A 12642-nucleotide genomic window follows, 5' to 3' on the forward strand; every position below is an offset into this window, starting at 1 on the left:
TAATCGTTGCAGGTGCCGAAGCGATTACGGAATGAAAGAGTATTGAGCCGTGTGATATTCGATGAAATGTGGAAGTCGGCCTGCGAAACGACGTCACGATTCATTCACGAAAATTCGTTTGAAATAAGCGAATGAAACGGGATAACGCATTGATATTAAATGATTGTTTGTCAATTTTCCGGGGATCGGCCATCAACCCGCAAACGATTGCGGTCGCCCTCGAGCGCATTCCGCATACCATAAAAAATGCGGGAATAATTTGAAACTGACGCATTTCGCACTTGAGTAGAGGGTATCGTTGGAATGACTTGAGTCAGTAATATTGTCCGTATTAGTATGGCGCCGCACTACGAGGAATGAATCGATGCCGCCGGTATTGCCGCGGTGCATTGGCCAACAGCGCGATTCGAATTGCGCGCGAAAACCGGCGCAGTCATTGCGCACCTGCAGCATGCCGCGACGTCGAGACGCCGCATTCACCGGAGAACGACGATGCTGACCGAAAAACACGTGGTCCCGCTGCCGAATGGTCTGAAGGTCTACGTCGAACGGAACGTGTTCGACCCGGCGTTCGACACGGCGATGCTCGTCAACGGCGCCCTCGCGACGACCGCGTCGTTCGGGCAGACCGTCCAGTATCTCGGCGAGCGGATGAACACGATCTGCTTCGACCTGCCGTATGCGGGGCAGTCGCGCCAGCACAACCCGGGCTGCTTCATCCTGACGAAGGACGACGAAGCCGCGATCCTGCAGCACCTGGTCGAACACTTCGCGCCGGCGTACCTCGTGTCGGTGTCGTGGGGCGGCGTCGCATCGCTGTTCGCGCTCGCACGCGGCTGCCCGAGCGTGCGGCGCGCGGCGATCTGCTCGTTCTCGCCGTTCCTGAACGATGCGATGGTCGACTACGTGACGCGCGCCCGCGACCACATCGCGGCCGGCGAGAACCTGAAGGCCGCGCAGCTGCTGAACGACACGGTCGGCCGCTACCTGCCGCGCATCATGAAGCTGTACAACTACCGGTATCTCACGCGCCTGCCGCGCGACGAGCAGGACCAGGTCGCATTCCACGTCGACCAGATCCTGTCGCTGCAGCCGGAGCGCTACTTCAGCGAGTTCTCGAACATCGGCTGCGAGCTGCTGTTCCTGAACGGCGAGCGCGACGAATACACGACGCCCGCCGACGTGCGCCAGCTCGGCGCGCACGTGCCGCGCGCGCGGTTCTCGACGGTGCCGGACGCCGGCCACTTCCTCGACATCGAAGGCCGCGCGCAGCGCGAATACACGCGTGCGGCGCTGCTCGACTTTTTCTGCGGCGGGTCGTCGCTCGCCGCCGGCATCGCGCTCGCCGCCGCGCAGGCGTGCGTGCCCGCACCGATGCACGCGCTGTCGTCGTGACGCCGCACGCCGTGCGTCCGGACCGCGCGGCGCTCCCGAATTCCCATCCCAACGAGGCAGGCCAGCCGTGAATATCGTTCAGACCATCGCCATCGTCGTTCCGTGGGCCGCGTGGCTCGCCTACTGGATCGCCACCTCGCAAGGCGCGAAGACGACCGTGCGCAAGGAAGCGTCGCGTTCGCGCACGTTGCAGTCGATTCCGCTGATCGTCGGCGGCGCGCTGATCATCCTGCCCGATCCGTCGTGGCAGGCGCTCGTGCCGGACTGGCAGCGCTTCGGCCTGCAGGCGCAGTGCGGGCTCGCCGTGCTGGTGGCCGGCCTGCTGTTCTCGGTGTGGGCGCGGCTGCACCTCGGCACGAACTGGAGCGTGTCGGTCACGCTGAAGGAAGACCATGAACTCGTCCGCACGGGGCCGTATGGGCTCGTGCGTCACCCGATCTATACCGGCTGCCTGATCGCGCTCGTCGGCGCGGCGCTGATCGGCGGCGAATGGCGCGGCGCGATCGGCGTGCTGCTCGTGTTCGCGTCGCTCGCGTACAAGGTGCGCGTCGAGGAGAGCTGGCTGACCGGGTATTTCGGGCCGGCGTACACGCAGTACCGCCGCGAGGTCGCGGCGCTGATTCCCGGCTTCTACTGATTCCCGCGAGGCGCGCGATGGCGAAGATGATCGTGACCGCGATCGGCTCGGCGGGCGACGTGCATCCGCTGCTCGGCGTCGCGCGCACGCTCGCGGCGCGCGGTCACGACGTCGTGTTCTGCACGCATGTGCCGTTCGAGTCGATCGTGCGACGTTGCGGTTTCGAATTCATGCCGATCGGTACCGCGGCCGAATACGAGGCCGCGATGGCGAACCCCGCGCTGTGGGATTCGCGCACGTCGTTTCGCACGCTGTGGCAGGTGATCGCGCCGACACTGCGCCCGCATTACGACGCGCTGCGTGCGCTCACCGACGGCGATACGGTGCTCGTCGGCACGCTGTGGGCGTTTTCCGCGCGCTTCATGCAGGAACTGCACGGCACGCCGTACGTGTCGGTGCAGGTGTCGCCGTCGACGCTGCTGTCCGCGCATGCGCCGCCGACGCACCCGCGCCTGACGATTCCCGCGCGCTGGCCGCTGCCCGTGAAGGCGGCGCTGATGACGCTGATCGAGCGCCAGGTGCTCGATCGCGCATGCGGCCCCGCGCTCAACGCGGTGCGCCGCGATCTCGGGCTCGCGCCCGCGCGGCGCGTGCTGGGCCGCTGGCTGCATTCGACCGACGGCGTGCTGTGCCTGTTTCCGGGCTGGTTCGCGCAGCCGCAGCCGGACTGGCCGTCGAATCATCTGCAAAGCGGTTTCCCGCTGTTCAACGATATTGCGACACCCGACGAAGATGTGGCACTCGATACGTTTCTCGCGGCCGGTGAACCCCCGGTCGTGTTTACGGCCGGTTCGACACGCGTCGATCACGCGGCCTATGCGCGCGCGGTGGCGGATGCGCTGCGTGCGACCGGCGCGCGCGGGATCCTGCTGACGCCGCACGACGCGGCACCGGACGACGACCGTTTGCTCGTGCGCCGCTTCGTGCCGATGCGCACGCTGCTGCCGCGCTGCCGCGCGCTCGTGCATCACGGCGGGATCGGCACGGCGGCGCTTGCGTTCGAAGCCGGGATCGCGCAGGTCGTCACGCCGTTCGCGCACGACCAGTTCGACAACGCGCAACGGGTCGCCGTGAGCGGTTGCGGCGTGCGCATCGATGGCCCGATCGACGGTGCGCGTCTCGGCGCGGCGCTCGCGCGCGTGCTCGGTGATCCGGCGTTCGCAGCGCAGGCGGTGCGCACACGCGCACGGCTGGCGGCCGAGCGGGACGGTTGCGAAGCCGCCGCCGATTTCATCGAACGGTTCGTGCCGCCGCGCGGGCGGGCAGCCGCGCGGCCCGAAGTCGCGGTGGCCGGCGCATGAGTACCGCGTCGCCGCTTCACGACGGGCCCGTCGCGCCGTCCGCGTTCGACGTGCCGGCGCCCGCGCCGGCCGCGCAGCCGGTGCGGGGCGTCCGGCTCGCGCTGCTGACATTTGCGCTGTCGCTCGCGACCTTCATCGAGGTGCTCGACTCGACCGTGACGAACGTCGCGGTGCCGGCGATTTCGGGCAGCCTCGGCGTATCGAACAGCCAGGGCACGTGGGTGATCAGCTCGTATTCGGTCGCGGCCGCGATCGCGGTGCCGCTGACGGGCTGGCTCGCGCGCCGTGTCGGCGAGTTGCGGCTGTTCGTCGGCGCGATCCTGCTGTTCACGCTGACGTCGCTGCTGTGCGGGCTCGCGCGCGACCTGCACGTGCTCGTGATCTGCCGTGCACTGCAGGGGCTGTTTTCGGGGCCGATGGTGCCGCTGTCGCAGACGATCCTGCTGCGCACGTTCCCGCCTGACAAACGCACGATCGCGCTCGCGCTGTGGGCGATGACGGTGCTGCTCGCGCCGATCTTCGGGCCGGTGGTCGGCGGCTGGATCATCGACAACTTCTCGTGGCCGTGGATCTTCCTGATCAACTTGCCGATCGGGCTGTTCTCGTTCGTGGTCTGCACCGGGATGCTGCGGCCCGATGCGCAACGCGGCGAGGCCGGCCCGATCGACGTGCCGGGCATCGTGCTGCTCGTGATCGGCGTCGGCTCGCTGCAGGCGATGCTCGATCTCGGCCACGATCGCGGCTGGTTCGGTTCGCCGCTGATCGTCACGCTCGCGGTGGTCGCGGGGCTCTCGATCGTGTCGCTGCTGATCTGGGAGGCGGGCGAGGCCCATCCTGTTGTCGATCTCAGCCTGTTCCGCGATCGCACGTTCTCGTTCTGCGTGCTGATCATATCGCTCGGGATGATGAGCTTCTCGGTAGTCGGCGTCGTGTTCCCGCTGTGGATGCAGGCCGTGATGGGCTACAACGCGTTTCACGCGGGGCTCGCGACCGCGTCGCTCGGCGTGCTCGCGCTGGTGTTCTCGATCCTCGTCGGGCTGCATGCGCATCGCTTCGACGCGCGCGTGCTCGCGACCTTCGGCTTCCTCGTATTCGCGGCCGTGCTCGCGTGGGATGCGCAATTCACGCTGAAGATGACGTTCGCGCAGATCGCCGCGCCGGGGCTGATCCAGGGGATCGGGCTGCCGTGCTTCTTCATTCCGCTGACGGCCGCGACGCTGTCGCGCATTCCGGACGACCGGCTCGCGGCCGCGTCGAGCCTGTCGAACTTCCTGCGCACGCTGTCGGCCGCGTTCGGCACCGCGATGAGCGTGACGCTGTGGGACAACCGCGCGACCTATCACTACGACGTCGTGTCGCAATCCGTCACGCATGCCTCGGCGAACACGCAGCGCTTCGTGCATACGCTGAACGCGATGGGCGTGGACGGCGTGCGCGAGCTGACGACGCTGCACCAGGTCGTGATGCAGCAGGCCTACATGATGGCGACCAACGACATGTTCTGGATGGCGAGCATGACGTGTCTCGCACTCGCGGCAATGATGTGGCTGACGCGGCCGAAGCGCGGCGCAGCGGCGTCGTTCGGGCATTGAGGAGAGCAACATGACGACACTCGGCGCACTCGTGATCCTGTATCACCCGAGCGACGCGCAGCTCGACGCGCTCCGCGCATGGCGGCACGCGTGCGATGCACTGCTCGTCGTCGACAACACGCCGCAGCCCGATGCACGGGCCCGCGAGCTGTGCGCGCGCGAAGGCATCGCGCTGCTGCATCACGGCAATCGCGGCGGAATCGCGGGCGCGTACAACGCGGGGCTCGCGGTGCTGTTTCGCGACCGCATCGATGCCGTCGCGCTGTTCGACCAGGATTCGTCGGTGCCGGCCGCGTATTTCCCCGCGATGCGCGATGTCTGCGCGGGCCTTGGCCGGCGCGCGTTCCTGGCCGGCCCGCGCATCTTCGACGAGAACGCGCGCAGCTTCCTGCCCGAACTGTCGACCAACGGGATCGGGCTGCGCCGGCTGCGGATCGAGCCGGGCGCGCCGCTGCAGCGCTGCGCGTTCCTGATCTCGTCGGGCTGCGTCGTGTCGCGCGACGCGTTCGACGTGCTCGGCCGCTTCGACGAGACGCTGTTCATCGATCACGTCGATACCGAATACAGCTTCCGCGCGCTGTCGCGCAACGTGCCGCTCTATGTCGTGCCGTCGCTGGTGCTGCCGCACCGGATCGGCGCGAAGCAGCGTCACGCGATCGGCCCTTTTGAAATGACGTCGATGAATCACTCGTGGCAACGGCGCTACTACAGCGCACGCAATGCGGTGCAGCTCGGGATGCAATACGGGCTGCGTTTTCCGGTGGCGATCGTGCCGAACCTGCTGACCGTGTGGCAGGTCGTGCAGATCGCGCTCGTCGAACGCGACAAGCGCGCGAAGCTCGCCGGCATCCTGTTCGGCATCGCGGACGGCCTGTTCGGCCGGCTCGGTCCGCTCGAACGCACGCGGCCGCGTCTGGCCGCGCGTGCGCAACGCGTTCAGCAGGGATGAGGGGCGCGATGCGGCGTGTGGATAAAGCGGCGAGTCTGCCGCATGGCTTGAAGAGCGGCGCGATGACGATCGTCGCCGCGGCGGTGTCGCTGGCGTTGAGTGGATGCGTGCCGTCGGGCTTCCTGCCGTCGCTGTCGTTGCACGCGCCGGCCGACGATGCGCTCGCGCATACAGCCGGCCCCGGCGTGAACGGCGCGTGGCCCGCGCCCGACTGGGTGAAGCAGTTGAAGGATCCGCAACTCGACGCACTGGTCGCCGAGGCTTCGCAAAACAACCCCGACCTGCAGGTCGCGCAGGCGCGGCTGCGGATCGCGCAGGCGCAGCTTCAGCAGTTCGATTCGTTGACGGGGCTGACGGGCACGGCCGGCGCGACGGTCAGCCGCGCGCGGATGCCGAAGCCGGGCGACGACGTCGCCAACGTGTCGGTCAGCGGCTATCGCGTACCGGTCGAGATCTTCGGCGATCCGAACACCTCGCCGTCGTCGGTGTTCGTCGGGCTGACCTACCAGCTCGACCTGTGGGGCAAGAACCGCGCCGCGACGAAGAGCCTGATGTCGCTGCGTGAAGCGGCGCGGGTCGAGGCCGAGCAGGTGCGGCTCACGCTGGCGGTCGCGATTGTCACCGTGTACTGCCAGCTCGACCAGGCGTATGCGACGCAGGAACTGCTGCAGCAGAAACTGAAGGTCAGCCAGCGCGTGACGACCGTGCTGCGCGAGCGCACCGCGCGCGGGCTCGACAACGCATACGACGCGAGCGACGCATCGATCAAGCGCAGCAAGCTGCTCGCGCAGATCGCGCTGAACGACGAGCAGATCAAGCTCGCGCAACTGCAGCTCGGCGTGCTGTCGGGTCGCGGCCCCGAGCGAGGGCTCGCGCTGCAGCGGCCGCGCGTCGGCGCGTTCGCGGGCGGCGCGCTGCCGGCCCGCCTGCCGGCCGATCTCCTGGGCCGCCGGCCGGACATCGTCGCCGCGCGCTTGCGCGTCGAAGCCGCGTTCGCGAATGCCGATTCGACGCGCGCACAGTTCTATCCGGACGTGAACCTCGTCGCGCTCGGCGGCGTGTTTGCGCTGACGCCCGCGTCGCTGTTCTCGCGCGATGCGCTCGCCGGCTCCGTCGGCCCGGCGATCTCGCTGCCGATCTTCGATCGCGGCCGGCTGAAGGCGAAGCTCGGTGCGGATGTCGCGCAGGCGGATGTGGCGATCGGGATGTACAACAAGACCGTCGACGACGCGCTCGGGCAGGTCGCGCAGATCGTCACGTCGCTGCAGACGTCGCAGACGCTCGTCACGCAGCAGCAGGACGCGGTCGCGGCCGCGCAGAAGATCGTGGAGATCGCGACCGATCGTCACCGGCGCGGCGTGCTGATGCAGAAGGACGTGGATGTCGCGGATCTCACGCTGATCGACGAGCGCGCGCAGATGATCGCGTTGCTCGGCCGGCAGCGGACGCTGCGTGTCGGGCTGATCGGCGCGCTGGGCGGTGGGTTCGACGCGGGCGCGACGGTTGCGCAGGCGCCGGCCGCGCACCGGGCGCGTAGCGGGGGGGCGAAGCGAGGCGCTTCGACTGTCGCGCCGGCAGCGCCTGCCGTGGCTGCTGCGGCCGCACCGACCGTAAGCCGATCGATGGCGGCGCCGTCGGCCGATGCACGTGCCGGAAGCGGGTCTACGCCGCCGATCGCCGCTGCATCGAATCCGGGATCCGCACGGCGCGATACAGCAGCAGGCACGCCAGCCGCCGCCACGACACCTCGGAGCACCCCTGTTCTCGCGCACACGGCGGCGGCGAATCCGGCGCCGACCCCGTCGTTCATGCCGCCGATCCCCCTGTTCCAGCACGATCGTCTGATCGTTACGCAAAGCGACTGATGCACCACGACAACCTTCATACCGCCGCGCCGCCGGCCGCCCTGAACGACCCGGCGCTCGACGCGCGCCGCGCGACGCGCCGCAAGCGCTTCATCGCGTTCTTCGCGGTCGTGCTGGTGGCCGGGCTCGCATGGATCGCGTACTGGCTGCTGAGCGATCGCTATTACGAAGACACCGACGACGCGTACGTCGCCGGCAGCATTGTCCAGGTCGCCGCGCAGATTCCCGGATCGGTGACCGACGTCGTGGTCGCCGATACGCAGGCCGTGCGCGCCGGCCAGACGCTCGTGAAGCTCGACGATACCGAGGCGTCCGTCGCGTTCGCGCAGGCGAAGGCGCAGCTCGCACAGGCCGTGCGGCAGGTCGCGAACGCGAAGATCTCGAACACGATGTACGTCGAGGCCGTGAACGCGCGGCGTGCCGACCTGTCGCTCGCGCAGCGCGCGCTTGCCGCGCGCTCGGGAGCGTCGGTCGAGATCGTCGCGCCCGAGGAGCTTGCGCGTGCGCGCGCGGCGGTCGCCGGTGCGCAGGCGAATCTCGCGGCCGCGCAGGCGCAACTCGACGCGGCGCGTGCGCTCGGCAGCAAGCTGCCCGTCGACGAAAGCCCGGCCGTCGTGCAGGCGGCCGCACAGTTCAAGCTCGCGTACCGGAACCTGAAGCGCACGACGATCGTCGCGCCGGTCGACGGCACGATCGGGCAGCGTTCGGTGCAGGTCGGCCAGCAGGTCGGGCCCGGCGTGCCGCTGATGTCGATCGTGCAGCTCAATCAGCTGTGGATCGAGGCGAACTTCAAGGAAGGGCAGATCCGCCACATGCGCATCGGGCAGCCGGTCGAGGTCGTGTCGGATCTGTATGGCTCGCGCGTGACCTACCGCGGCCGCGTGCAGGGCTTCTCGGCGGGTACGGGCAGCGCGTTCTCGATGCTGCCGTCGCAGAACGCGGCCGGCAACTGGATCAAGGTCGTGCAGCGCGTGCCGGTCGTGATCGCGCTCGATCCGCGCGATCTCGCCGCGCATCCGCTGCGCGTCGGGCTGTCGATGCGCGCGACGGTCGACACGCACGACCGCAACGGCCACGCGCTCGACAGCGAGCCGCCGACGCCGGCCGTCAGCACGCGCGTGCACGACGGCGTCGCGAGCGACGCGGAAACCGCCGCCGCCGCGATCATCCGCGAAAATCAGGGCGGGTAACGCCTGCCCAGGAGAGGGGCGGCCGGTCGCCAGGACCGGCCCGCCGTCCTGCGCTTCCCGGTGCCTCCCGGCGCGTCACGCCGCGCGCCAAACCTTCCCGTCGTTTCCCGCCCGACTTTCGTATTTCCGCCATCGATGTCGGCGCCGATCAAACACGTGTCGCGTTTGAGACATCGGCGCCCCTGCCTCCGGGACTACTCTCGAACAGCACGTTGCGCGTGCGCCGCATGGGCCGGCGCGCCGCGGCGCCATCCAACGAGACATGGAGACAATACGATGAGCAGCAATCGAGGTGTCGTCTATCTTGGGCCGGGCCAGGTCGAAGTCCAGAAAATCGATTATCCGAAGATGGTCGATCCGACCGGCCGTGCAATCGGCCACGGCGTGATCCTGAAAGTGGTCAGCACGAACATCTGCGGCTCCGACCAGCACATGGTGCGTGGCCGCACGACCGCGCCGGTCGGCCTCGTGCTCGGTCACGAGATCACGGGCGAAGTGGTCGAGATCGGCCGCGACGTCGAGACGCTGAAGCTCGGCGATCTCGTGTCGGTGCCGTTCAACGTGGCGTGCGGCCGCTGCGCGATGTGCAAGGACACGCATACGGGCGTGTGCCTGAACGTGAACCCGTCGCGCGCCGGCGGCGCGTACGGCTACGTCGACATGGGCGGCTGGATCGGCGGCCAGGCCGAGTACGTGCTCGTGCCTTATGCGGATTTCAACCTGCTGAAATTCCCCGATCGCGATCAGGCGATGGCGAAGATCCGCGACCTGACCTGCCTGTCCGACATTCTGCCGACCGGCTATCACGGCGCGGTGAGCGCGGGCGTGAAGCCGGGCTCGACGGTGTATATCGCGGGCGCGGGCCCGGTCGGGATGGCGGCGGCCGCATCGGCGCGCCTGCTCGGCGCGGCCGTGACGATCGTCGGCGACATGAACGCGGAGCGCCTTGCGCACGCGAAGGCGATGGGCTTCGAGACGGTCGACCTGTCTAAGGATGCATCGCTCGGCGAGCAGATCGAGCAGATTCTCGGCGTGCCCGAGATCGACTGCGCGGTCGACTGCGTCGGCTTCGAGGCACACGGCCACGGCTCGTCGGGCCATTCGGAGGAAGCGCCCGCGACGGTGCTGAACTCGCTGATGGAAATCACGCGGCCGGCCGGCGCGATCGGCATCCCGGGCCTGTACGTGACGGACGATCCGGGCGCGAAGGATAAGGCCGCGCAGCACGGCAGCCTGAGCATCCGCTTCGGCCTCGGCTGGGCGAAGTCGCACTCGTTCTTCACGGGCCAGACGCCGGTGCTGAAGTACAACCGCAACCTGATGCAGGCGATCCTGTTCGACCGGCTGCCGATCGCGAAGATCGTCAACGTCGAAGTGATCTCGCTCGACCAGGCGCCGGAAGGCTACAAGAAGTTCGACGGCGGCGCGCCGCGCAAATTCGTCATCGACCCGCACGGGTTGCTGGCGGCATAACGCGACTGACCACCACGCGGTAATCGAAGGGGCCGGGGCGTTCAAGCGCCTCGGCCCTTTGTGCGTTCGGGACGCGCGCGCTCAGTGCCCGCGATCGAGCCGGGCGAGAAGCGCACGCGTGAACGATCAACCGGGCGACATTCGCCCGGCTCCGTTCACGCGGTGCGCTCCATCGCGGCGTCGTACTGGCCGCGGCAGGCCGCACCGTTCAGGCGTGCGCGCAGCAGCAGCGCATCCTGCGCGGCGCGGACGTTGGCCGCCTGTCCCTTCCACGCGGCCAGCGGCGGCTCCTGCAGCGCGCGTCCATAGGAAAAGCTCAGCAGCCAAGGCCGCCCGGCAATGCGATTCATCGCGTCCAGATGCGCCGTCGCTTCCTCGGGCGTCTGTCCGCCGGACAGGAAGAAGATGCCGGGCACTTCGGCCGGCACGGTGCTGCGCAACAGGCGCACCGTCGCCTCCGCGACTTCGGCGGGGGCCGGCTGTGCGGTGTGCATGCTGCCCGCGACGACCATGCTCGGCTTGAGCAACATGTGCGCCAGCACGACCCGGTGCCGGTGCAGCGCGTCGAACACGGCGTGCAGCACGGCGTCGGTCACTTGCGCGCAGCGGCCGATCGAATGATCGCCGTCCATCAGCACTTCCGGCTCGACGATCGGCACGACGCCGGCCTCCTGGCAGATCGCCGCATAGCGCGCCAGCGCTTCCGCGTTTGCTTCGATCGCCGCATGGCCCGGCAGCGTGGCGGACACGTTGTACACCGCGCGCCATTTCGCGAACCGCGCGCCTTGCCGCCGGTAGCCGTCGAGGCGCGCCGCAAGCCCGTCGAGCCCTTGCGTGATTTCGTCGCCGGGCGCGAGCGCGAGCGGAATCTTGCCCGCGTCGACCTTGATGCCGGGCACGATCTGCTGGCGAGCGGCGAGTTCGGGCAACGGCGTGCCATCGTCCGCACATTGCCCGAGCGTCTCTTCATACAGGATCACGCCGCTGACGAATTCACCGAGGCCGGGCGTCGACAGCAACAGGGTGCGCCATGCGCGGCGGTTCTCTTCGGTCGATTCGACCGCGATCGTCTTGAAGCGCTTCGCGATGGTCGGCCCGCTTTCATCGGCCGCCAGCAAGCCTTTGCCATCCTGGACGAGTGCCTGGATCGTTGCCTGGAGTGCGCTCTCGGTGCTCATGGAATTCCTCCTCTGAAACCGCCACGCGGCCGTGCCGGCCGCTCGCTGTTCACTTCGTTACGCCGCCTTCCATGAATCGACGGTCGCGAGCGGCCGGGTTGCGCCTGCGCGCTCAGTGGCCGCGATAGAGCTGCGCGATTTGCGTACTGCTGGTGGCGGCGCGGCGCACATGCGCGGTGTGCATGCTGACGCGGTGGATGGCGTGTGAGCGATGCCCAGCACTGCGACTGCCTTTCCAGTCCGCCAGGCGAACCGTGGCGGCGGCGTGCGACCGGTCACGGGCGCGCATGGCCGGCGCTGCTTGCGCGACTGCAGTCCGGCCAGCGGATTCGCCGGCATCGGGGCTACCGTGTCGAGCGGTGGCCACTTGCGTTCCGTCAGTCGAATGAAACGGATAGACGGGTGCCGGCAAGACCGGCAGCACGGGATCGTTCGACGCGTACAGGGCGGCATGGCTCGCCGTCACGCCCGAATCATTCGAACCATTCGAACCGCGACAGACCGGATCGGCCTTGCAGGTCCGGTCGACCACCACATAGCCGCCGACCAGCAGCACGAGCGTCAGGATGCTCAGGATCGGCGCGCTCGATGCGCGTGGCCGCCGGAACGCCGCGTTGCGAAGCGCGCGCGCGATGCGCGACGACCACGTGTGAAAGGAGTGCGGAGCATGCGTGTCGTTCGATTCAAGGCCGATCGGATCGAACGGCCAGTTCCACTGGCCGCAGACGGGGCAGTGCTCGAGCGCGCGGAAGGCCACGAAGCCGCACTCCCTGCAGCGGAAGCTGGCGGTGCGCCGCGCTTCGGCACGCGCGTTCAGGATCGCGCGCCAGTCGTCGCGCGCGCGGCTTGTCCGGTTGGGCAGGACTCGCATCGCTGGAAGCGGGCGGGTGCCGTCAACGAGGCGAACGTGGTTCGCCGGTCGTCATGAACCTTTCCTGCAAGGCAGCCGACCGGCCCGTGCCGCGATGCGGGGGAGCGTGCGTCGTCGACTGTCGTTCGCATGCAGTGCTCATCCGATTCTCCGTGACGTCGGGTGTGCGGAACACGTTCGTTCGCGGTTGC

The 12642-nt window shown here is 68.4% G+C and carries 10 protein-coding genes; 8 read left to right on the plus strand and 2 right to left on the minus strand.

Annotated elements, in window-relative coordinates; all coding sequences use genetic code 11:
* Nucleotides 1-492 precede the first annotated feature (492 nt).
* The 8 genes from BDI24065_RS00915 to fdhA all read left to right on the plus strand — a co-directional run bounded on the left by BDI24065_RS00915 (nucleotide 493) and on the right by fdhA (nucleotide 10402).
* Nucleotides 493-1395, plus strand: coding sequence for an alpha/beta fold hydrolase (locus tag BDI24065_RS00915; RefSeq protein ID WP_175029585.1), 903 nt, complete (start codon nucleotides 493-495; stop codon nucleotides 1393-1395).
* A gap of 67 nt (nucleotides 1396-1462) precedes the next feature.
* The gene (locus BDI24065_RS00920; RefSeq protein WP_175029586.1) at nucleotides 1463-2032 is read left to right on the plus strand and encodes a methyltransferase family protein; all 570 of its coding nucleotides are present in this window, start codon (nucleotides 1463-1465) and stop codon (nucleotides 2030-2032) included.
* Between the two features lie 17 nt (nucleotides 2033-2049).
* Complete coding sequence (locus BDI24065_RS00925; protein WP_175029587.1) at nucleotides 2050-3333, plus strand: glycosyltransferase; 1284 nt, start codon at nucleotides 2050-2052, stop codon at nucleotides 3331-3333.
* Nucleotides 3330-4925 carry a DHA2 family efflux MFS transporter permease subunit gene (locus BDI24065_RS00930; protein WP_175029588.1) on the plus strand — a complete coding sequence of 532 codons (1596 nt, stop codon included), beginning with the start codon at nucleotides 3330-3332 and terminating at the stop codon, nucleotides 4923-4925. The genes BDI24065_RS00925 and BDI24065_RS00930 overlap by 4 nt, the downstream gene beginning before the upstream one ends.
* 10 nt (nucleotides 4926-4935) lie before the next feature.
* Nucleotides 4936-5874, plus strand: coding sequence for a glycosyltransferase family 2 protein (locus BDI24065_RS00935; RefSeq protein ID WP_175029589.1), 939 nt, complete (start codon nucleotides 4936-4938; stop codon nucleotides 5872-5874).
* An 8-nt stretch (nucleotides 5875-5882) separates the two neighbouring features.
* On the plus strand, nucleotides 5883-7739 hold the full coding sequence (locus BDI24065_RS00940; RefSeq protein WP_175029590.1) for an efflux transporter outer membrane subunit: 1857 nt from the start codon (nucleotides 5883-5885) through the stop codon (nucleotides 7737-7739).
* Complete coding sequence (locus BDI24065_RS00945) at nucleotides 7739-8929, plus strand: HlyD family secretion protein (RefSeq protein ID WP_175029591.1); 1191 nt, start codon at nucleotides 7739-7741, stop codon at nucleotides 8927-8929. Before BDI24065_RS00940 ends, BDI24065_RS00945 begins: the two co-directional genes overlap by 1 nt.
* Nucleotides 8930-9205: 276 nt before the next feature.
* Complete coding sequence (gene fdhA / locus BDI24065_RS00950) at nucleotides 9206-10402, plus strand: formaldehyde dehydrogenase, glutathione-independent (protein ID WP_175029592.1); 1197 nt, start codon at nucleotides 9206-9208, stop codon at nucleotides 10400-10402.
* Between the two features lie 155 nt (nucleotides 10403-10557).
* Here fdhA and BDI24065_RS00955 read toward each other — a convergent pair whose 3' ends face one another.
* The gene (locus tag BDI24065_RS00955; RefSeq protein WP_175029593.1) at nucleotides 10558-11580 is read right to left on the minus strand and encodes a class I fructose-bisphosphate aldolase; all 1023 of its coding nucleotides are present in this window, start codon (nucleotides 11578-11580) and stop codon (nucleotides 10558-10560) included.
* Nucleotides 11581-11692: 112 nt separating this feature from the next.
* A complete protein-coding gene (locus tag BDI24065_RS00960; RefSeq protein WP_175029594.1) occupies nucleotides 11693-12451 on the minus strand; it encodes a hypothetical protein in 759 nt (252 codons plus the stop codon).
* Between the last annotated feature and the right edge of the window lie 191 nt (nucleotides 12452-12642).

Source organism: Burkholderia lata (assembly GCF_902499025.1).
Classification (GTDB): domain Bacteria; phylum Pseudomonadota; class Gammaproteobacteria; order Burkholderiales; family Burkholderiaceae; genus Burkholderia; species Burkholderia lata_C.